The sequence below is a fragment of the Asanoa ishikariensis genome (assembly GCF_900107455.1).
Classification (GTDB): domain Bacteria; phylum Actinomycetota; class Actinomycetes; order Mycobacteriales; family Micromonosporaceae; genus Asanoa; species Asanoa ishikariensis.
Map to the genome: position 1 here is coordinate 1,398,427 of NZ_FNQB01000002.1, position 20,578 is coordinate 1,419,004.

General features: G+C 71.2%; 18 protein-coding genes and 1 pseudogene. 10 read left to right on the forward strand and 9 right to left on the reverse strand.

The annotated features are described in order from the left end of the window. Positions 1–75: 75 nt before the first annotated feature. The 4 genes and pseudogenes from BLV39_RS20920 to BLV39_RS20935 all read left to right on the forward strand — a co-directional run. Positions 76–786 (forward strand): annotated as a pseudogene (locus BLV39_RS20920) (ABC transporter ATP-binding protein); the annotation flags it as partial. A 22-nt stretch (positions 787–808) separates the two neighbouring features. Then, the gene (locus BLV39_RS20925) at positions 809–1,555 is read left to right on the forward strand and encodes an ABC transporter permease (RefSeq protein WP_239083811.1); all 747 of its coding nucleotides are present in this window, start codon (positions 809–811) and stop codon (positions 1,553–1,555) included. 9 nt (positions 1,556–1,564) lie between these two features. Next, a complete protein-coding gene (locus BLV39_RS20930) occupies positions 1,565–2,806 on the forward strand; it encodes a sensor histidine kinase (protein ID WP_239083810.1) in 1,242 nt (413 codons plus the stop codon). Beyond that, entirely contained in the window at positions 2,803–3,432 is a 630-nt protein-coding gene (locus BLV39_RS20935) for a response regulator (protein WP_090795198.1), read from the forward strand. The genes BLV39_RS20930 and BLV39_RS20935 overlap by 4 nt, the downstream gene beginning before the upstream one ends. A gap of 125 nt (positions 3,433–3,557) precedes the next feature. Here the strand turns inward: BLV39_RS20935 and BLV39_RS20940 are convergent, their stop codons facing one another. From BLV39_RS20940 to BLV39_RS20955, 4 genes are read right to left on the reverse strand one after another with little or no spacing between them, the layout of a single operon-like run. Next, the gene (locus tag BLV39_RS20940) at positions 3,558–3,923 is read right to left on the reverse strand and encodes a DsrE family protein (RefSeq protein ID WP_090795203.1); all 366 of its coding nucleotides are present in this window, start codon (positions 3,921–3,923) and stop codon (positions 3,558–3,560) included. 32 nt (positions 3,924–3,955) lie between these two features. After that, positions 3,956–6,580 (reverse strand): AAA family ATPase, encoded by a 2,625-nt coding sequence (locus BLV39_RS20945; RefSeq protein WP_090795206.1) that lies wholly within the window; start codon positions 6,578–6,580, stop codon positions 3,956–3,958. Beyond that, the gene (locus BLV39_RS20950) at positions 6,577–7,119 is read right to left on the reverse strand and encodes a hypothetical protein (RefSeq protein WP_090795211.1); all 543 of its coding nucleotides are present in this window, start codon (positions 7,117–7,119) and stop codon (positions 6,577–6,579) included. The genes BLV39_RS20945 and BLV39_RS20950 overlap by 4 nt, the downstream gene beginning before the upstream one ends. Positions 7,120–7,132: 13 nt before the next feature. Continuing rightward, the gene (locus BLV39_RS20955) at positions 7,133–7,474 is read right to left on the reverse strand and encodes a VOC family protein (protein WP_090795216.1); all 342 of its coding nucleotides are present in this window, start codon (positions 7,472–7,474) and stop codon (positions 7,133–7,135) included. Positions 7,475–7,558: 84 nt separating this feature from the next. On the opposite strand from BLV39_RS20955, the gene BLV39_RS20960 reads away from it, so the two are divergent. Further along, entirely contained in the window at positions 7,559–8,362 is an 804-nt protein-coding gene (locus tag BLV39_RS20960) for a helix-turn-helix domain-containing protein (protein WP_090795220.1), read from the forward strand. Positions 8,363–8,631: 269 nt separating this feature from the next. Here the strand turns inward: BLV39_RS20960 and BLV39_RS20965 are convergent, their stop codons facing one another. The 5 genes from BLV39_RS20965 to BLV39_RS20985 are packed head-to-tail and all read right to left on the reverse strand — an operon-like array spanning position 8,632 to position 13,558. Beyond that, positions 8,632–9,324: a hypothetical protein gene (locus tag BLV39_RS20965; protein WP_090795225.1), complete on the reverse strand. Its 693-nt coding sequence runs from the start codon at positions 9,322–9,324 to the stop codon at positions 8,632–8,634. Next, positions 9,321–10,154, reverse strand: coding sequence for a carbohydrate ABC transporter permease (locus BLV39_RS20970; protein ID WP_090795230.1), 834 nt, complete (start codon positions 10,152–10,154; stop codon positions 9,321–9,323). The genes BLV39_RS20965 and BLV39_RS20970 overlap by 4 nt, the downstream gene beginning before the upstream one ends. Then, positions 10,154–11,137: a carbohydrate ABC transporter permease gene (locus BLV39_RS20975; protein WP_090795234.1), complete on the reverse strand. Its 984-nt coding sequence runs from the start codon at positions 11,135–11,137 to the stop codon at positions 10,154–10,156. Before BLV39_RS20975 ends, BLV39_RS20970 begins: the two co-directional genes overlap by 1 nt. A gap of 3 nt (positions 11,138–11,140) precedes the next feature. Continuing rightward, positions 11,141–12,499, reverse strand: a complete 1,359-nt coding sequence (locus tag BLV39_RS20980; RefSeq protein ID WP_090795239.1) for an ABC transporter substrate-binding protein — start codon at positions 12,497–12,499, stop codon at positions 11,141–11,143. A 6-nt stretch (positions 12,500–12,505) separates the two neighbouring features. Next, a complete protein-coding gene (locus BLV39_RS20985; RefSeq protein WP_090797620.1) occupies positions 12,506–13,558 on the reverse strand; it encodes a LacI family DNA-binding transcriptional regulator in 1,053 nt (350 codons plus the stop codon). Positions 13,559–13,774: 216 nt separating this feature from the next. On the opposite strand from BLV39_RS20985, the gene BLV39_RS20990 reads away from it, so the two are divergent. The 5 genes from BLV39_RS20990 to BLV39_RS21010 are packed head-to-tail and all read left to right on the forward strand — an operon-like array spanning position 13,775 to position 20,391. Beyond that, positions 13,775–15,082, forward strand: coding sequence for a Gfo/Idh/MocA family protein (locus BLV39_RS20990; RefSeq protein ID WP_090795244.1), 1,308 nt, complete (start codon positions 13,775–13,777; stop codon positions 15,080–15,082). Between the two features lie 14 nt (positions 15,083–15,096). Next, positions 15,097–16,512 (forward strand): glucuronate isomerase, encoded by a 1,416-nt coding sequence (gene uxaC, locus BLV39_RS20995; RefSeq protein WP_090795248.1) that lies wholly within the window; start codon positions 15,097–15,099, stop codon positions 16,510–16,512. After that, a complete protein-coding gene (locus BLV39_RS21000; RefSeq protein WP_090795250.1) occupies positions 16,509–17,795 on the forward strand; it encodes an enolase C-terminal domain-like protein in 1,287 nt (428 codons plus the stop codon). Before uxaC ends, BLV39_RS21000 begins: the two co-directional genes overlap by 4 nt. Continuing rightward, the gene (locus tag BLV39_RS21005; RefSeq protein ID WP_090795253.1) at positions 17,786–19,258 is read left to right on the forward strand and encodes a mannitol dehydrogenase family protein; all 1,473 of its coding nucleotides are present in this window, start codon (positions 17,786–17,788) and stop codon (positions 19,256–19,258) included. Before BLV39_RS21000 ends, BLV39_RS21005 begins: the two co-directional genes overlap by 10 nt. Continuing rightward, complete coding sequence (locus BLV39_RS21010; RefSeq protein WP_090795255.1) at positions 19,255–20,391, forward strand: Gfo/Idh/MocA family protein; 1,137 nt, start codon at positions 19,255–19,257, stop codon at positions 20,389–20,391. The genes BLV39_RS21005 and BLV39_RS21010 overlap by 4 nt, the downstream gene beginning before the upstream one ends. Positions 20,392–20,578 lie beyond the last annotated feature (187 nt).

Here is a 20,578-nt window from a genome sequence, read left to right on the forward strand (position 1 = left end):
AATCCACCGCGACCGGCCGCCGGAGCGCTAGCTGGTCGGTGCCCGTCCGGCGTTCCCGCGCCGAGGCTTAGTGGCATGACAGCGGTGATCGAAGTGCAGGAGTTACACAAGAGGTACGGCGACAAGGTCGCCGTCGACGACGTCTCCTTCCGGGTCGAGGAGGGGGAGATATTCGGGATCCTCGGGTCGAACGGCGCCGGGAAGACCACCACGGTCGAGTGCGTCGAAGGGCTGCGCCGGGCCGACCGGGGCACGATCCGGGTGTTCGGGCTCGACCCGGTGCGCGACCGCGCCGAGCTGACCCAGCGGCTCGGCGTCCAGCTCCAGGGTGCCCACCTGCCCGAGAAGCTCCGGGTCGGCGAGGCGCTCGAGCTCTACCGGTCCTTCTACCGGCGCCCGGCCGATCCGGCGACGCTGATGGCGGCGCTGGGGCTCGACGGCATCCGGCAGACCCGGTTCGGCAAGCTCTCCGGCGGCCAGCAGCAGCGGCTCTCGATCGCGCTGGCGCTGATCGGCAACCCAAGGGTCGCGGTGCTCGACGAGCTCACCACCGGGCTCGACCCGCGCGCCCGGCGGGAGACCTGGCGGCTGATCGAGGACGTCCGGGCCGGCGGGGTCACGATCCTGCTGGTCACCCACTTCATGGACGAGGCCGAGCGCCTCTGCGACCGGGTCGCCGTGATCGATGCCGGCCGCGTGGTGGCCCTTGACACTCCGGCCGCACTGACCAAGCGGGCCGCCGCCGACCTCGGCGCCCCGCGGGCCACGCTGGAGGACGCCTTCGTGGCGCTGACCGGGGAGAACGCCGATGTCCACTGACACCCTGCGGCGGCTCACCGCCACCGAGTTCACCCTGTTCCTGCGCGACAAGATCGGGCCGATCTTCGGCGTGCTGTTCCCGACCACTCTGCTGTGCGTGTTCGGCAACATCGACTTCTTCACCGATCCGGCCAACGGCGTCGACGGGCAGCCGCTGCTGTACACGTACACGCCGATCCTGGTGGGTTTCGTGATCGCGATGTTGGCCCTGAACACCCTCCCGCCGACGCTGGCGAGCTACCGGGAGCAGGGCGTGCTGCGCCGGCTACGCACCACCCCGGTCGGCCCGGCCCAGGTCCTCGGCGCCCAGTTCGCGATCTGCCTCGGCACGGCGCTGGTCTCGGTCGTGCTGCTGCTCGCGGTGGCGCGACTCGGGTTCGACGTGCCGCTGCCCCGGCAACCGGTGGCGTTCGCGCTCAGTGCGGTGCTCGCCGCCTTGGCCCTGATCGGCGTCGCGGTGCTGGTCGCCGCGGTCACCCCGACCGCGAAGGCGGCCAACGCGATCGGGTCCGTGCTGTTCTACGTGCTGATGTTCTTCGCCGGGCTGTGGTTGCCGATCGAGGCCATGCCGCCCGCGCTGCGCCACGTGAGCGAGGCCACACCCCTGGGCGCGGCCGTCCAGGCGCTGGCCGACTCCACGGAGGGCCACTGGCCGCCGGCCTGGCGGCTGCTGCTGCTCGCCGGGTACGTGGTGGTGACCGCGCTACTCGGTGTCCGCCTCTTCCGGTGGGAGTAGGTTCCAACAATGCCGAACGCCATGCCGTGGGAGGACGTCGAAACCCGCGAGATGCGCTGGGTCCCGTACGCCAACGTCGCCCCGTACGTGCTCCTGGCGATCCTGGCCGGCATCAGCCCGCTGCTGGCCGACTCGGCCCGCGACACGCTGCTGATCACCGGGCTGTGCGTGCTGGCCGCCGTTTGGGTGCTGTGCCTCTACACCCTGCGGCCGGCCTGGCGCGTACGCCCGGTCCTGATGGCGGTGTTCTTCGTCGGGTTCCTGGCGATCCTGCTGACCCTCGTCGTGATCGCGCCCTGGTTCGGGTTCCTGACGCCGGCCGGCTACTTCTTCGCGTTCGGTGTGCTGCGGTGGCCGTGGCGGGTCCCTGGGGTCGCCGCGGTCGCCGTGGCGGCCGGCATCGCCCAGGCCTCCGGCATCACGTTCGACTCCGGGCAGGGAGTCATCTGGTACGCGGCCATCATTCTGATCAATGCGGTGCCGATGTGCGCGTACGCCTGGATCGACTGGACCAGCGACCAGGAGCGGGAGGAACGCCGGCGCGCGTTGACCGAGCTGAGCGAGGCCAACGCGCGGCTGGAGGCCACGCTAACCGAGAACGCCGCCCTGCACGAACGCCTGCTGACCCAGGCCCGGGAGGCCGGCGTCCACGACGAGCGGCAGCGGATGGCCGGGGAGATCCACGACACCCTGGCGCAGGGGCTGACCGGCATCATCACCCAACTCCAGGCGGCCGAGCAGGCGGCCGCGGAGGCCGACCGGTGGCGGCGGCACCTGTCCGCCGCCACCGACCTGGCCCGGGAGAGCCTGCGGGAGGCCCGCCGGTCGGTGCACGCGCTGCGCCCCGAGCCGTTGCGTGATGCGAGGCTGGCCGGCGCACTGGCCGGGGTCGCCCAGAGTTGGTCGCGCCGGCACGGCATCGCGGTCGAGGTGACCACGACCGGCACCGAGCGGCCGATGTCGCAGGAGGCGGAGCTGGCGCTGTTGCGTACCGCCCAGGAGGCCCTGGCCAACGTCGCGGCGCATGCCGGCGCCCGGCGCGTCGGCCTGACACTGTCCTATCTGGACGAATCGGTGGCGCTCGACGTGCGGGACGACGGGTGTGGGTTCGACCCGGCGCTGCCACCGGTGTCGGCCGGCGGCTACGGCCTGGTCGCGATGCGGCAGCGGATCGAGGGGCTGTCGGGGACCCTGCAGGTCGAGTCCGAGCCACGGTCCGGCACGGCGATCTCGGCGGCGGTGCCGGCATGATCACGCTGCTGGTCGTCGACGACCACCCGGTCGTACGCAATGGTCTGTCGGGCATGTTCGCCAGTGACCCGGACTTCGAGGTGGTCGGCGAGGCCGGCGACGGCGACGAGGCGGTGCGGCTGGCCCGGGCGCTGCGGCCCGACGTGATCCTGATGGACCTGCGGATGCCTGGCACCGACGGGGTCACCGCGATCGCCTCGCTTTCCAGGCTCGGTGTCGAGAGTCGGGTGCTGGTGCTGACGACGTACGACACCGACAGCTACGTGGTGCCGGCGATCGAGGCGGGAGCGACCGGCTACCTGCTCAAGGACGCACCGCGCGACGAGTTGCTGCGGGCGGTGCGGGCGGCGGCGCGGGGCGAGTCGGTGTTGGCGCCCGCGGTGGCCGGCCGGCTGATGAACCGGGTCCGCGCACCCGGCGCGGGGCCGCTCAGCCAGCGCGAGCTGCAGGTGCTCGAGCTCGTCGCGGCCGGGAAGAACAACCGGGAGGCGGCGGCCACGCTGTTCATCAGCGAGGCGACCGTCAAGACGCACCTGCTCAACATCTACGCCAAGCTCGGCGTGGGGGATCGGGCGGCCGCGGTGGCGGAGGCGTTCCACCGCGGCCTGCTTACGCCCAAGGGGTAGTCAGGTCGGTGCGTCGCCGCCTCCTGGGGGAGAGGCGACGGCGCACCCGGTGGTCGCTCGGCTTTGCGGAGAGAAGCGACCGCCGACAATGGGTACGAGCGGCGGTCGCGTGGGGTTCATCCGGCTTAGTAACTGAAGGTCGTAGCTCCCTCGTCGCCGATCCACTCCCACATCGGCACCGTGCCGCCGATGTCGGCGTTGTCGATCAGGTCGCCCTTGTCGAGCTTGCGGGCGTCGAAGCAGATCGGGCAGACGAGCAGCTTGCCGCCCGCCGCCGCGTACCGCCGGGTCAGGTCGGCCAGCGGCGGGCAGCCGTCACAGGCCACGCCGACCGCGATGCCGTCCAGGGCCAGCCGGGTGGCCTCTTTGGTCAGGAACATCAGCGTCGGGCGGCCCGACTCGGCGGCACCGACCGCGACCAGGAACGCGACGGTGACCTTCTCCGGGTCTTCCAGGCCGGTGGTCAGGCTGACAACGGCTTTACCAGGCATTTCTTCCTCCTCGGTGTGGTTCTGGCTACACGCTAGGCAGCCGGACCGTCCGAGGAATGGGGAGAAATCCCTAACTTGTGTGCGCGGGCCGCCGCCTGGCCCCGGCTGGTCACACCGAGCCGGGCCAGCACGGCCGACACGTGGTGGTCGACGGTCTTCGGCGCCAGCCGCAGTCGCAGCGCGATGTCGGCGTTCGACATCCCGTCGGCGATCAGCCGGAGCACCTCGGCCTGGCGCGCGGTCAGACCGGCCGGGTGGTCGGCGGTCGTCTTCCTCGGACCCCGGGGAATCTTTTCGATGCCTCGTTGGCGCAGGTCGGCGCGCAGCCAGGCGGCCGCCTGCGTGGCGCCCAGCGCGTCGAGGCCGCGGACCGCTTCCGTGGCCGCCGTCCGGTCGCCCAGTCCGAGTGACTCGATTCGCAGAAACTGGCCGCCACGCCCTTCCCATTCTGCGGCGGCTTGACGCCAGTCGCCTTCGATCATCCGGCGGTACGCGGTGAGCGCGTCGGCAGGCGCATGGGCACCGCCGCCCGCCTGCCAGAGCCGGAACGCCAACTCTCCACTGTGGGGAGCGGCGTGCTGCCCGGTCGCGCGGTCGAGGGCAGCGCGCACCTCCTCGGCCGCTCGCTCCGGCTCGCCGTACCACCGGAAGTGTTCGGCTCGTGCGCTCTTGGTCGGGGCGACCCATTGCATCTCGCGGGCCGGACCCGCGTGGCGGTCGGCCTCGTCGAGGTGCGCGCGGGCGCTTTCTCGCTCGCCGCGGGCGCCGTGGATGCGGCCGAGGACGACCAGCGCCGGCACCCGACCGACGCCACCCTGCGCGGGGAGGCGCAACGACTCCTCGGCGTCGGCCAGCGCGCCGGGCCAGTCGCCGGACTGGAGCTTGACCCCGGCCCGGGTGCCCAGCAGACATTGCAGGTAGCCGTCGAGATCCTGGTCCCGGGCGTACGCGACGGCCCGGTCGAGCGCCGGCCCGGCGTCGGTGAACCGGGCCTGTTCGGCGAGCCCGCCCGCGAGGTTGAGCAGCGCCCTGGTCGCGTGGTCCGCATATTTGTGTGCGGCCGCCTGTGAGTGCGCCTGCTCCAGGGTCTCCTGACCGCCGGGACGTTCGAGCTGCATCTGCGAGCTGCCCACGTTGATCGCGGCGTGGATCGCGGTCTCGTCGTCGCCGAACTCCTCCGCGAGGCTCCGGGCCTTTTCGCCCAGCTCGATCGCGCCGACGAAGTCGTAGTCGAGCATCCGCAGCTGCGACAGGTTGCTGTAGGCCATCGCCAGCTCCCGGCCGGGCTTTTCGGCAGCCAACACCGCGACGGCGTGGTCAGCCGCCGTGCGGGACTCCGCCGAGTCGCCCGCCCACCAGGCGATCCGGGACAGCCAACGCCAGCCGGCGCCGAGGGGTTCCGGATCGCCGAGCTGTTGCCGGATCGCGATCGCCTCGCGTCGGGGGGCCAGGCCGTCCTTGGCGGTCCCGGCGAGGTAAGCCGCGACCGAGTAGCGCTCCAGCAGTTCGGCGCGTTGGGCCGGCGGCAGCCGGTCGGCGTGCGCGGCGGCGGCCCGGTAGTGGTCGGCCGCTTCGCGCCGGGCACCCTGCCTGGCGGCCGCCGCTGCGGCGATCCGGCCCCAGCGCAGCACCGCGTCGGCGTCGCCGGCGCCTCTCGCGTGGTGGACGAGCCGGCCGGGGTCGGCACCGTCGTGCTCCGTCAGGGCCGCCAGCGCGATCGCGTGCAGCGCGGCGCGCTGCCGTGGGGCGAGGGAGTCTTCGACGGCCGTGCGCAGCAGCTCGTGCCGGTAGGCGACGCCGTCGTCCGTCGGCACCAGGACGCCGGCGGCCACGCAGGAGTCGATCTGGTCGTCGCGGCCGACGAGCAGTGCTTTGTCGGCCCTTCCCGGCACGACGGCGACGAGCCGGGCCAGGTCGCCGGCCGCTTCCGGCAGCGCACGGATGCGGTCGAGGATCAGGCCGCGTACGGTGTCCGGCGCCCGGTCGCCGGCCGCGCCGAGCAGTTCGGTGAGCAGCAGGGGGTTGCCGCCGGTCAGGGCGAGCACGGTTTGGGCGTCTCGGCCGGCCTTCGCGGCTTCTTGCTCCACCCGAGCTGCGGACAGCACGGCGAGGTTGATCCGGGTGCCGCGCAGGGCGGCGATCACCCGGTGCAGGGGGTGTCCGGCGCCCACCTCGTCGTCGCGGTAGGTGACCACGAGCAGTGCCCTTTGCTGGCCCATCCGGCGGCCGAGCAGCACCAGCAGGTCGAGGGTCGCCTCGTCGGCCCAGTGCGCGTCCTCGACGACGAGAACTTTTCTGACCACCGGGTGGTCGAGATCGTCGAGCAGGGCGGCGAGGAGCTCCTCCGGGGGCGCGCCGGCCTTGAGCCGGTCGGCCAGCGGGCCGCCGGTGTGGCGGGCGATGTCGTGCACGGGACCGAGCGCCCGCGGGGTGACCAGCGGGTCGCACCATCCCCAGTGGAACCTGACGCGGCCGCCGGCGCGGCGGGCGAACTCGCCCACCAGCGCGGACTTGCCTACGCCGGCCTCACCCGCGACCAGCGCGACGCGGCCGCCGGTCGCGCTGGACCGCAGCAGGTCGTCGAGCACGGCCAGCGGGGCGGCCCGCTCCCACAGCTCCACCTGCCGATTTTCCCACCGCGGGGCGTGGTCGGTCATCCACCGTCCCGGTCCTCCACGAGTTGCAGGAGGCCGTGCGTGAACCAGAGTCGCTTGTTGGCCGTCTCCACCAGCCAGCGGGCCGGCACGTCGGGATCTCTCTGGCGCGCGTCGGGCCAGCGGTCCAGGGTGTCGGCTACCACGCAGGACCAGGGCTCGGGTGCCTCGGGCAGGACCGGCCGCGGTGCGTCCTTGGCGCGGACCAGGGTGCCGTCGATGACCACGTTGGCGGCGCCGATGATCGCCTGCCAGCGCAGGTCGGGCCAGAGCGGCAGCCGCCAGTGGAGGACGGTCGCGGTGACGTCGCCGACGCGTACCGCCTCCTGGTGGTCCTCCGGTCCCAGCACCGCGTGCAGCAGATCCAGTCCGCGCGGCGCTCGTGCCGAGTGGAGCATCGTCTGCCAGCGGTTGAACGCGTTGAGGTAGTCGGCCTTGGTGGCGCCGAGCCGGGTGTACGCGTCCTTGACCAGCTCAGGCTGGTAGTCGGCCATCCGCCTCAGCAGCGTGAGAGCGAACTCGCGGCGCGCGAACCCGTACACCCGGTCGACGCTACTAGCTGGTCAAACAGAAGGGGTGGCCCTCCGGGTCGGTGAGCACCACCCACGTGTCGCCGGGTTGGAAATCGGGCTTGCCGGCGCCGAGCTGTAGTGCGCGCTCGACGCCTTTCGCCAGGTCGGGGACGCTGAAGTCGAGGTGGGCGTGCTTGGCCGGGTCGGGCCAGCCCGGCCCCTGGTAGTCGGCGACGCGCTGGAAGCCGAGCTTCGGGCCGTTCTTGTTTTCGAGGTAGTGGAAGTCATCGTCCTGGTAGCCGGGAGCCCAGCCGGTGAGCTCGGCGTAGAAGCCGGCCAGCTTGGCGGGGTCGGCGGTGTCGATGACGATCGCGGCGAGGTTCATGCGTCCCAGCGTGCTGCCGTGGGTGGCCTGCGGGCTTGAAAATCCTTGCCCATTCTTGTCGTACGGCCGTCGTAGCGTGCTCACATGCAGACGGGGCGCACGCTGGCCACGGGGCCGGGTTTCACGGTGGGGGTGGTGACCTGCACCGACGACCACGCGGGTTGGTCGCCGGTGGAGTCGACCCGCGCGCACGCCGTTGTGCTGCCCCGCCGGGGCCTGTTCCGCCGCATGGTCGACGGGGTGGGCGTCGACCTGGACCCGACCGTGGGCTACCTGTCTGTGCCGGCGGCGGAGGAGCGCTTCGCCCATCCCCACGGCGGCGACGTGTGCACGGCTCTCTCGGTGTCCGCCGCGCTGTGGCGGAGCGTGGCGGGTGATCGGCGGTCGCGGTCCGCGATCTATGTCGACGGGCGCCTCGACCTGGCCCATCGCCGCTTGCTCCGGGCGGCGTCGGGTTTTGACCGCGACTATCGGCTGGTGGAGTCGCTGGTCGCGCTGCTCGGGCTGGTGGCGTCCCGGTCGTCGGCTGCGCCGGTGCCGGCCGCCGGTTTGGGGTCGGCCGCCGACCGCCTGTTGGTGGCGCGCGCCCGTGCGGCGATCGCCGCCGACGACCCGGCGGCGCGCGGGCTGCTGCCGCTGGCTGGGTTTCTGTCCGCGTCGCCTTATCGGTTGAGTCGCGTGTTCAGCCGGGAGATGGGGGTGTCCTTGACCCACTACCGCAACCGGGTGCGGGTCGGCCGCGCCCTCGATCGCCTGTCCGGGGGCGACACCGACGGCGCGCGCCTGGCGTCGGACCTGGGCTTCGCCGACCAGGCCCACCTATGCCGCACCATCCGCACGCACGTCGGCCACACCCCCACGGAGGTCCGCATGCTGCTAACCCACTAGCAGCCCGACGCGGCTACGGCATGCTGCTCGCCGACCGGCTGGTCCGCGACCGCAAGCTACGCGTCGAGCCGCCTCGACCGTGCCGAACCGGCGGCGCAGGCAGCCCATAGGTCGCTACAGGCGAAGCCAAAGCCGGTGGCGCAGCCAAGGCCGCCAGCAGGGCTGGATGGTGCCGCAAGGTGACAGCCAATCCGTGCCCGCGGTCCGAGCGAAACGGGATCGCCGATTCCGGCCCGAGATCATCTCGGCGCTGTCCGTCGGTGCTTCGGTTATGGCGTTGGCTGTGTTGCCGGCGTGGGGCTCAGGCGGCGGGTGACGACGTGGAGGGCGTAAAGGGCGTAGCCGACCAGGCAGGCGGCCAGGATCGGGTGCACGAGCAGCGCGAGCAGGCCGGCAAGGCCGATCACGCCCGCCGAGGCGGCGACCATGCCTGGCCCGGCGCCGGCGGCGGCCTTCGCCGCCGATCGCCAGGCTGCCGCGCTTGCGGCGGTGCCGAAAGGCGCCTCCGCCGACCCGTCGTTGCCCGTGTTCGCTGGCGGGGCGGTGAGCGCGTTCGGGGTTGACACCGCGACCGTTGCGGCGAGACCTCCGCCGAGGGCGACCAGCGCGAGCGCGGCGTAGCCGCACGCCGCCGCGGCGATCACGGCGGTCAACCCGACCACGACCGCACCCCCAGGCACACGGCCGTTGGAGACGGCGGCGAGATCGACGGTGACCAACCACGCCGCCGCCAACACGGCCGCGGTCGCCAGCGCGCCGGGGAGCAGGGTGCGCCGGAAGACGCGCCAGCACGTACGCGGACCTGGCCAGCGGTCGTGGGTCAGGAACTCGTGCACCGCGAAGCTGGCGGTGGCGAACGCCGCGCCGGTCGTGAGGACCGGCAGCGACGTCGCCACCATCAGTAGGCCGAGCACCGCTACGTCGGTGGCGACGCGTACGGTGTCGCGCCAGTCGGGTTTCATCCCTTGATGCCGCTCGTGTTGATTCCTTCTACCAGTAGGCGTTGGAAGGCCACGAAGAACAAGAAGACCGGCACCAGCGACAGCAGCGACATCGCGAACATCGGGCCGACCGCGCTCTCGCTGGTCGAGTCGATGAACAGCGTCAGTGCCACCGGGACCGTGTAGTCCTGCAGGTCCGACAAGAAGACCAACTGCCGGAAGAAGTCGTTCCAGGTCCAGATGAACGAGAAGATCGCTGTGGTGACCAGAGCCGGGCGGCTCAGGGGCACGATCACGTGGGCGAACACCGTGTACGGCGACGCCCCGTCGATCTTCGCGGCCTCGTCCAGTTCGTAGGGGATGCCGCGCATGAACTGGACCATCAGGAAGACGAAGAACGCCTCCGTGGCCAGGAACTGTGGCACCAGCAGCGGCAGGTAGGGCCAGTCGCCGCCGACCCAACCTAACTGCTTGAACAGCACGTACTGCGGGATGATCAGGACGTGGCCCGGCAGCAGGAGCGTGCCGATCATGACCGCGAACCAGACCTTGCGCATCCGGAACCGCAAGCGCGCGAATGCGTACGCCGCCAGCAGGCACGAGACCGCGTTGCCGACGACGGTCAACAGAGCGACCATCGCGCTGTTGGCGAAGAACCGGCCGAAGCTCACGTCGAAGTTCTGCCACCCGTCGCGGAAGTTCGCGGGCGTAAAAACATCGGGCCACAGGCCGATGTTCGTCGCGATCTCCTCGCGCGACTTGAACGACGTGCCCAGCATCCACACCAGGGGATAGAGCACGACGGCCAGGATGAGCACCAGGACCACCAAACGCCAAAAGCGCCTACTCATCAGCGGTCCTCACCGTCGGCGTAGTGGACCCAGAACCGGCCCGTGCTGAACAGCAGCACCGTGATCAGCGCGATCGCCACCAGGAACACCCACGCCAGCGCCGACGCGTAGCCCATCCGTAGCTCGGTGAAGCCCTTGATGTAGAGGTTCAGCGTGTACATGAGGGTCGAGTCGACCGGGCCCCCGGTGCCGTTCGACAGCACGAACGCCGACGTGAAGCCCTGGAAGCCGTTGATCGTCTCCAGCACCAGGTTGAAGAAGATGACCGGTGAGAGCATCGGCAGCGTGACAGCCCGGAACTGCCGCCACGGCCCCGCCCCGTCCACGGACGCCGCCTCGTAAAGCTCGACCGGGATCTGCTTCAGCCCGGCCAGGAAGATCACCATCGGCGCGCCGAACTGCCAGATGGCCAACGCCATCAGGGTCTCCAGAGCCCAGCGGGGATCGTTGACCCACGGCGCCCCCTCGATGCCGAACACACTCAACAGCGAGTTGAAGGCGCCGTCGCGGTTGAACATGTTGACCCAGACGATCGCCAGCGCGACGCTGCCGCCCAGCAGCGACGGCAGATAGAACAGGCCCCGGAACAGGCCGACGCCGCGGAACGCGCGGTTGAGCAGCAGGGCCACGCCGAGCGCGGCGGCCAGCTTCAGCGGCACCGCGACCAGGGCGAAGGTGATCGTGACCCGCACGGCGTGCCAGAAGGACGCGTCCGCGGTGAACATCTCGCGGTAGTTGTCGAGACCGATCCACTCGACCGCGGAGAAGTCGGAGAGCGCGTCGTAGTTGGTAAAAGAGAGATAGAGCGAGAGCAGCATCGGGACGGCCGTGATGCCCATGAGCCCGAGCAGCCACGGTGACAGGAAGACGTACCCGGCGATGTTCTCTCGACGGCGCGGGCCACCCCGGCCCCGCCGACTGGCGGGACCGGGGGAGGCGGAGCCGGCAGGCGGTGCCGCCGGCGGCGCGGTGCTGATGGCCAACGGTCAGGCCTGTCCGATCGCGGCCTGGGCGACGGCGAAGTACGCCTTGGCGGCCTCGGCGGGCGTCTGGCGACCGAACTGCACCTCTTCGGCGGCCTTGATCAGCTCGGCGCGCACCTTGCTGTGCCCCTTGAGCGGCACCTGAGGCGACGCCCCGAACTTCGCGCCCAGCTCGGTCTGCACCGTGATGGCGACCTTCATGTTGGGGTCGGACACGCTATCCGACACCGACTTGCGAATGTCCAGGTTGGACGGCAGGCCACGGTCGGTGCCGAGCACCGCCGCCGCCTCGGGGTCGTTCGACAGGAAGTTGATGACATCGACCGCGATGTCCTTCTTGTCACTGCCCCGGAACACCGAGAAGTACATGGACGCCCGCGCCCACTGCGCACTCGGGTCACCCGGGTACGCGATCACGCCGAGCTCGTCCTTGGTGTTCTTCTTCAGCTCCGGCATCTGGTTGGCCCACACCCAGGAGGTGCCCGCCTTGCCGGTGACCACGAGCTGCTTGCTGATGTCGGTGACGTTGCCCTCGTGGATCACGTCGGCGGTCGGGGTGGCACCGCGGTCGCGGGCGCCCTTCCACAGCTCGAACCAGCCGGCCACGTCCTGCTCGGTGAAGCCGAGCGCCTTGTCCTTGTAGAGGTCCTTGCCCTGCTGGCGCAGCCACACCCAGAACGCCTTGTAGTCGGCGCTCGGGTCCTGCGTGCCGGGCACCTTGGCGGTCTTGGAGACGTTCTCCGCCCAGGTGATGAAGTCGGCCCAGGTCATGCCGGTGGTCGGCGCGGGCAGCTTGTTCTTGTCGAGCAGCGTCTTGTTGAACACCAAGCCCTGGGTGTTCTCGCCGAAGGCGACGCCGGCCAGCTTGCCGTCGACGATGCCGTAGTTCACCAGGCTCTCGGGGAACTTGGAGACGTCGAGCTTGCCACCGTCCTTATAGGACGTGAGGTCCAGCGTGACGTTCCGCGACGCGTACTCCGTGAGGTAGTTGTCGTCGATCTGGAAGAGGTCGGGAGCGTCGCCGCCGGCGGTCAGGGTCGCCAGCTTGTCGAAGTAGCCCTGGTTCGCTTGCCAGGTCTTCTTGAAGGTCACGTTGGGGTGCTTCTTGGTGTAGAGCGCCAGCGCGTCCTCGGTCAGCTTCGCGCGGCCCTCCGCGCCCCACCAGAAGATGGAGAGTTCGACCGGCTTGTTGGGGTCGGCGGCGGAATCGCCGCCATCGTCACCGCAGGCCGCGGCGGCCAGCGCGAGGGGAATGGTGACCAGGGCCGCGAGCAGGCGTCGCCGCAGGCCAGGCCCCGAAAAGGCGGTACGGTGGTGGCGCGTGGTCGGCTCGACCGCACGCGAAGATGGTGCGCGGTGCATGTGCGCTCACTCCTTGGCGTAGGAGGCGACCTCTTCGGGGGCGGTGGCGACCACGCCGCCCGGGTCCGCATGGCTGTGCGGACCCGGGCCCGGCCCCGTCGAGTCGCGGATGACCAGCTCGGTCTGAAGGGTTATCTGTGCGGTGGTGCGACGGTCGTCGCCGTGCGCGAGGAGCATGTCGACGGCCGCCCGTCCGGCGGCGGCGGTTGGAGTCGCCACCGTCGTCAGCTTGGGGCGGGTGAGGCGGCTCAGCGCGATGTCGTCGATGCCGACCACGCTGATGTCTTCCGGGACGTTCCGGCCCAGGATGGACAGGCCCTCGATCAGGCCGATGGCCATGAGGTCGTTGTAGGCGAGGACGGCGGTGACGCCGGCGCGCACGATCTGCTCGGCGACGGCCATGCCACCGTCTTCGGTGGGTTGGTTGGGCCCGATGACGGCCAGGTCGGCGTCGTTGGCCCGGGCGGCCGACATCGCCGACCGGCGGATCTCCCGACTGGTCCACGACCCGCGTGGGCCGGCGACCAGGGCGATCTGCCGGTGACCGAGCCGGCTGAGGTGGTCGATGGCGAGCCGGGCGCCCTGCGCCACGTCCATCACCACGGTCGGCAGGCCGGTGAGCTGGCGGTTGACCACCACCAGCGGCACCTCGCGGCTGAGCTGCTCGATCAGGCTGTTACTCATCCGCGGGCTGCACAGCAGGACCCCGTCGACCTGCTTGGCCAGCGCGCGGACCAGTCCTTCTTCGACGCTCGCGTCCTCGTTGGTGTCGGTCACGAAGATGTGGTAGTCCCGTTGCCTGGCCTGGCTCTCCGCCGCTTTGATCAGTGGCGGGAAGAAGGGGTTGGCGATGTCGGCCACGATCAGGCCGATGTTGTGCGTGCGCCCGGTGATCAGCGCCCGGGCCGCCCGGTTGGGGCGGTAGCCGAGGTGTTCGGCACAGGCCAGCACCCGGCTGCGGGTCTCCGGGTTGACCAGGTGCGGCGCCGAGAACGTGCGAGAGACCGTGGAGATGTGCACCCCGGACTCACGGGCGACGTCGCGGATCGTGGCTGGCACGAAGAACCCCTTCACCGGGAATGTGGTGGCCGTCACTCAAGTGCGCCAATTAATGCAAACGGTTGCGTGGCTGTCAACGGTCTGTTGTTGCGACTCGGTTGCGGGCGCGTTCCCAACCACCGGCAAAAACCAAGATAACGGACAAGACATTGACGGGTACGAGGGGAGCATGCTTAGTTTCCTGCAAACGTTTGCACTCCGAAAAGGAGTTGGTCGATGTCTGACGGACGACGTCGCTACGCGTTGGTCGGCGCCGGAGCACGGGCCGGGATGTTCCTGCGCGCCCTCGCCACAGGCCATGCCGACCGCGCCGTCGTGGTGGCCCTGGCAGACGTCAACCACACCCGGATGGCGGCGCACAACGGCTGGCTCGAGGAGCTCGGCGCCGGCCCGGCGAAGACCTACGACGCCGCCGACTTCGCGAAGATGCTGGTCGAAGAGCGCGTCGACGAGGTGCTGGTCACCACCGTCGACGCGACCCATGCCGACTACATCGTGGCGGCCTTGCACCAGGGCTGCGACGTGATCACCGAGAAGCCGATGACGACCGACGCCGACGGTTGCCGGCGCATCCTGGCCGCGGTGGAAGCGAGCGGCCGCCGGGTCCGGGTGGCGTTCAACTACCGCTACAACCCGTTGCACGAGGCGGTCAAGAACGAGATCGGCCAGCTCGGCGAGATCGGCTCCGTCCACTTCGAGTGGTTGCTGGACGTGCGGCACGGCGCCGACTACTTCCGCCGCTGGCACCGCGACGCGGCCAACTCCGGCGGCCTGCTGGTGCACAAGTCCGGCCACCACTTCGACCTGGTCAACTGGTGGCTCGACGCGACACCGGCCACCGTCTACGCGCAGGGCCGGCAGTTCTTCTACGGCCCCGAGGGGCGCCGACACGGGTACGCCCGCGACTACGCCCGGGGGCAGGAAGCGCCGGAGGACGATCCGTTCGCCCTGCGACTCGCCGACAACCCGCAGCTACGCGCGCTCTACCTCGACGCCGAGGAGGAGGACGGCTACCTGCGCGACCAGAACGTCTTCGCGCCGGGCGTCACCATCGACGACGACCTGGCCGTGCTCGTGCGTTACTCCACCGGGGCGACGATGACCTACCACCTCACGGCGTACGCGCCATGGGAGGGTTATCGGGTCATGGTCAACGGCAGTCGTGGCCGGCTGGAGCTTGAGGTGGTCGAGAGCGACCACGTCAGCCCGGCCGGTGCGAGCGAGGTCAAGGGCGCCGCCGTCCACGGCGAGGTCGCCGCGGCCGAGCACGGACACGCCCAGCTGACCGTGCACCCCTACTGGGCGCCGCCCCGCGAAGTCGCGGTCGAAGGCTATGCCCGCGGCGGTCACGGCGGCGCCGACGCCCGGATGACCGGCGTGCTCTTCGGCGGCAAAGACGACCCGATGGACCGCTCCGCCACCGCCCGCGACGGCGCCCTCGCGCTGCTGACCGGGCTGGCCGCCAACCGCTCGATGGCGACTGGCGCTCCAGTGACCGCCACCGACCTGCTCGATCCGACCTGACCGCGAGGGAGTTCATGTCCGACCTGCTGTTTCCGGCCGAGCCGGGTCAACGGGCGATCGCCCGCGAGCTCTACGGGCTCGCCCGCGACCTGCCGCTGATCTCGCCGCACGGCCATGTGGACCCCGCCGTCCTGGCCGACGACGAGCCGTTCCCCGACCCCGCCCGGCTGATCATCGTGCCGGACCACTACCTGACCCGGATGCTGCTCAGCCAGGGCATCCCGCCCGCCCGACTCGGCGTGCCGAGCCGCACCGGCGAGCCGAGCGAGGCCGACGGCCGCGCGATCTGGCGCCTGTTCGCCGAGCACTGGCACCTGTTCCGCGGCACACCGTCGCGGCTGTGGCTGGAGCGCACGTTCGAGACCGTCTTCGGCGTCACGACCCGGCTGTCGCCGCAGACCGCCGACGAGGTGTACGACGCGCTGGCCGAGAAGCTGGCCCAGCCGGAGTTCCGGCCGCGGGCGTTGTTCGAGCGCTTCAACATCGAGGTGCTGGCCACGACCGAGTCGCCGCTGGACGAGCTCGCGGCACACGCGAAGCTGGCGGCGGACGGCTGGGGCGGGCGGGGCGGCCGGGTCGTCACCACCTTCCGCCCCGACGACGTGGTCGACATGGAGTTCGAGGGCTGGGCCGAACGCGTGGGCCGGCTCGGTGAGCTGGCCGGCGAGGACACCGGCACCTACCTGGGCTACCTGGCCGCGCTGCGGTCCCGCCGCGAGGCGTTCATCGCCGCCGGTGCGACCTCCAGCGACCACGGCCACCCGACCGCCCGCACGCTGTGCCTCAGTGCGGCGGAGGCGGCGAGCCTGTTCGAGAAGGGCCTGCGCGGCGAGGCGGACGCGACCGACGCCGAGACGTTCCGTGCGCACATGCTGGTCGAGTTCGCCCGGATGTCCATCGAGGACGGTCTGGTGATGCAGCTCCACCCGGGTGCGGTGCGCAACCACAACCGGTGGCTGCACGCGACGCACGGCCGTGATGTGGGCGGCGACATCCCGCAGGCGACGGAGTACCTGCACGCGCTGACCCCGCTGCTCGACGCGTACGGCAACGACCCGCGACTGCGGGTGGTCGTCTACACCCTCGACGAGTACACGTTCAGCCGCGAGCTCGCGCCGATCGCCGGTGGCTACGCCGCGATCTACCTCGGCGCGCCGTGGTGGTTCCTGGACTCGCCGGAGGTGCTGCGCCGCTTCCGCGAGGCGGTAACCGAGAGCGCCGGCTTCTACAACACCGCCGGCTTCGTCGACGACACCCGGGCGTTCTGCTCGATCCCGGTGCGGCACGACGTGTTCCGCCGGGTCGACGCGGGCTTCCTCGCCCGCCTCGTCTCCGAGCACCGGCTGCCCTTCGACGAGGCGGCCGAGACCATCGTCGACCTCGCGTACCGCCTGCCCAAACGGGTGTTCCGCTTGGAGGGTGACAAGTGACCACGATCCGCGCCGTAGAGGTGCACGACGTGCGGTTCCCGACCGCGGCGGCGGGCGACGGCTCCGACGCCATCAACAGGGGCGACTACTCAGCGACCTATGTGGAGCTGCTGATCGACGGGCCGTTGGTCGGCGCCGGCTTCACGTTCACCAACGGCCGGGGCAACGAGATCACCTGCGCCGCGGTCCGCGCGCTGGCGCCGCAGGTCGTCGGCCGCTCGCTCGAGGAGATCGCCGCCGAGCCGGTGGCGTTCTGGCGGTCGCTGACCGCGGATCCGCAGCTTCGCTGGTTGGGCCCGGAGAAGGGCGTCATCCACATGGCGACCGGGGCGGTGGTCAACGCGGTCTGGGACCTGCGGGCCAAGGCGGCCGGCCTGCCGCTCTGGCAGTTGCTGGCCGAGTTGTCGACCGAGGAGCTCGTCGCCAACGTCGACTTCCACCACATCACCGACGCGCTGACGCCCGACGCCGCCGCGGCCATTCTCGACAAGGGCCGGCACGGGTACGCCGAGCGGCTGGCCCAGGTGCGCAGCGAGGGCTTCCCGTCGTACACCACCTCGGTGGGCTGGCTGGGCTACCCGGACGACAAGGTCCGGGACCTGACCCGGGCCGCGTACGCCGAGGGTTGGCGGGCGATGAAGATGAAGGTCGGCGGCGACCTCGAGGACGACGTCCGGCGGGCCAGGATCATCCGCGCGGAGATCGGCCCGGACGCGCTGCTGATGATGGACGCGAACCAGGTCTGGGACGTCGACCAGGCGATCGCCGCGATGGAACGGCTCGTCGAGGTCGACCCGTACTGGATCGAGGAGCCGACCCACGCCGACGACGTGCTCGGCCACGCCCGCATCCAGCGCGCGGTCGCGCCGGTCCGGGTGGCGACCGGCGAGGTCGCGGCCAACCGGGTGATCTTCAAGCAGTTACTCCAGGCCGACGCGATCGGTGTCATGCAGATCGACGCGTGCCGGGTCGGCGGCGTCAACGAGGTGCTCGCGGAACTGTTGCTGGCGGCCAAGTTCGGCGTGCCGGTCTGCCCGCACGCCGGCGGCGTCGGACTCTGCGAGCTCGTGCAGCACCTCGCCTTCTTCGACTACCTGCGGGTCGGCACGTCGCTGGACGGCCGGATGGTGGAGTACGTCGACCACCTGCACGAGCACTTCGTCGACCCCGTGCGCACCCGCGGCGGGCGCTACCTGCTGCCCACCGAACCCGGCTACAGCGCCACGATGAAGGCCTCGTCGGTCGCCGAGTTCTCGTTCCCGGAAGGACCGGTGTGGCGATGACTCCGCGACTCGGACTCGACACGCTGCGCCGGCTGCCCGCCGAGAGCCGACCACTGGTGCGGCCGGGGACGGTGCCCGTCGGCATCGTGCACATCGGGCTCGGCGCTTTCTTCCGCGCCCACCAGGCCGTCTACACCGAGGAGGCCGTGGCCGCCGCCGGCGGCGACTGGGGGATCGTCGGCGTGGCACCACGCTCGGCCGACGTGGTGGCCGCCCTGAAGGAGCAGGACAACCTCTACAGCGTCACCGAGATGTCCGCGGGAGGCGCCCGGGCCAAGGTGATCGGTGCCCTGGCCGGCGCCCAGGTGGCCGCCACCGACCCGGAGCGGGTGGTCGCACGGCTGGCCGACCCCGCCGTCCGGGTGGTCACGCTGTGCGTCACCGAGAAGGGCTACAAGCTCGACCCGGCGACGGGGCAGTTGCTCGACGACCCGGCGTTGACCGCCGACCTGCTCGGCGACGGCTCGCCCACCACCGTTCCCGGGCTGCTGGTCCGCGGACTGCTCGCTCGGGCCCGGGCCGACGCCGGGCCCATCGCAGTCGTCAGTTGCGACAACTTCTCGGCCAACGGCCGCCGGGTGCGTGGCATGTTGGCCGCCGCGTACGCCATGGCCGGGCACGACGACGCCTGGCTGCGGGCCAACGTGAGCTGCCCCGGCACGATGGTCGACCGGATCGTCCCGGCGTCGACGGACGCGACCCGGGCGGCCGCCGCGGCGCTGCTCGGTGTGCGCGACGAGGTGGCGCTGGCCGGCGAGCCGTACCGCCAATGGGTCATCGAGGACGACTTTCCCGGCGGGCGGCCCGCCTGGGAGTTGGCCGGAGCGGTGCTCACCGACGACGCCGGTCCATGGGAGCGGCTCAAGCTGCGGGCGCTCAACGGCGTGCACTCCGGGATGGCCTATCTCGGCGCGCTCGCCGGGCGTGAGACCATCGTGGACGCGTACCGGATGCCGGGTCTGGTCGACGCGATGCGCCGGTTCGTGGCCGAGGACATCGCGCCCAGCTTCACCCCGCCGGACGGCGTCTCGGTCGTCGACTACGGCGAGCAGTCGCTGGCGCGGTTCGCCAACCCGGCCATCGCCCACCGCACCACCCAGGTCGCCATGGACGGCTCGCAGAAGCTGCCACAGCGGGTGCTGGAGACGATCCGCGACCGCCGTGCGGCGGGTGGGGAGCCGCGCTGGGGAGCGTTGGTGGTGGCGGCCTGGATGCGCTACGCCCGTGGCGTCGCCGACGACGGCCGGCCGCTGCACCTCGACGACCCGCTCGCCGACCGGATCCGCGCGGCGATCGCCGCCGCCCCGGACAGCCCAGAGGGCCTCGCCGGTGCGCTGTTCGGCCTGACCGAGGTCTTCCCCGCGGAGCTCGCGGCCGACGAGACCGTCCGCACGCTGGTGGTCGACTGGTTGACCGAGTTCGACAAACATGGGGTGGAGTCCACTCTGGCCGGTGTGGGATGACCCGAGTCGCGCTCGTCGGTGCCAACGGCCACGGCCGCTGGCACCGACGCCGGCTGGCGCACCGGCACGACATCACGTTCGTGGGCATCGCCGAGCCGAACCCGGTCGACCCCGACCCGCCCGTGCCGCCGGGCACGCCGGTGTTCCCGAACCACCGCGACCTGCTCGCCGCGACCCGGCCCGACGTCGTGGTGATCTGCACGCCGCCGGGCACCCACCTGCCGATCGCGCTGGACGCCCTGGCCGCCGGTTGCGACCTGCTGCTGGAGAAACCGCCGCTGCTGTCGCTGGCCGACCACGACCTGCTGTCGGCCGCGCTGGCCGAGTCCGGTCGGTCCTGCCAGGTGGGCTTCCAGGCGCTCGGCTCGGCCGCGCTCGACGAGTTGCGGGCGGCGATCGCCGCCGGCGCGTTGGGCACGGTCACCGGCATCGCCGCGGTGGCCTCCTGGCAGCGCGACGACGCCTACTACGCGCGGTCGCCGTGGGTGGGCCGCCGGGGCGTCGACGGCGCGCTGACCAACCCGCTCGCCCACGCGGTGATGCAGGCCCTCGCCGTCGCGCCGGCGACACCAGGACTGCTCGAGGTGGAGCGCTACCGGACCCGGCCGATCGAGAGTGACGACACGGCCGTGATGAGACTGACTGTCCAGGGTGGGCCGATCGTGGTCGTGGCGGTCACGTTGGCGGGTGAGGAGTTCATCGCCGGCGAGCTCACGGTCACCGGCACGCGGGGGAGCGCGACGCTGGAGTACCCGACCGACCGTCTGCGGCTGCCCGGCGACGCCGGGCCACGCGAGGTGCCCGGCCGGGTCGACCTGCTCGACAACCTGCTCGCGCACCGCGCCGACCGGTCCGGCGTGCGGCTGCGGGCAGCACTGTCGGCCACCGCGGGCTTCACCGCGGTGGTCGAGGCACTCGGCGCGGCGCCCCTGCCGACCGCGCTCGGCGACGACCTCGTCGCCGACATCGGCACCGGACCGGGGCGCATCCGCTCGATCCGCGGCATCAACGCGGTGCTCCGCCGGGCGGCCGAAGGGCTCGCGCTGCCATCGGAGCTCGGCGTGCCGTGGGCCGGGCCGCCACACACGGAAAACCGAATGCAAACAACGGGGTCAGTCGCCCACCAGAAATAGGGCTAATAGGTAGCCTACTCGACCGTTCCGACGGCCGAGCCATTCGTTATTGCCGCCTTTCTCTGCAACATAACTGCACATCGATGGCATTGACACTCATAACAATCAATACCTATCTTTCAGAATAGGTATCCGGATTGTGATCGGAGTGTCTCAATGCGATTTCGAGGTCTCGCCGCCAGTGTGG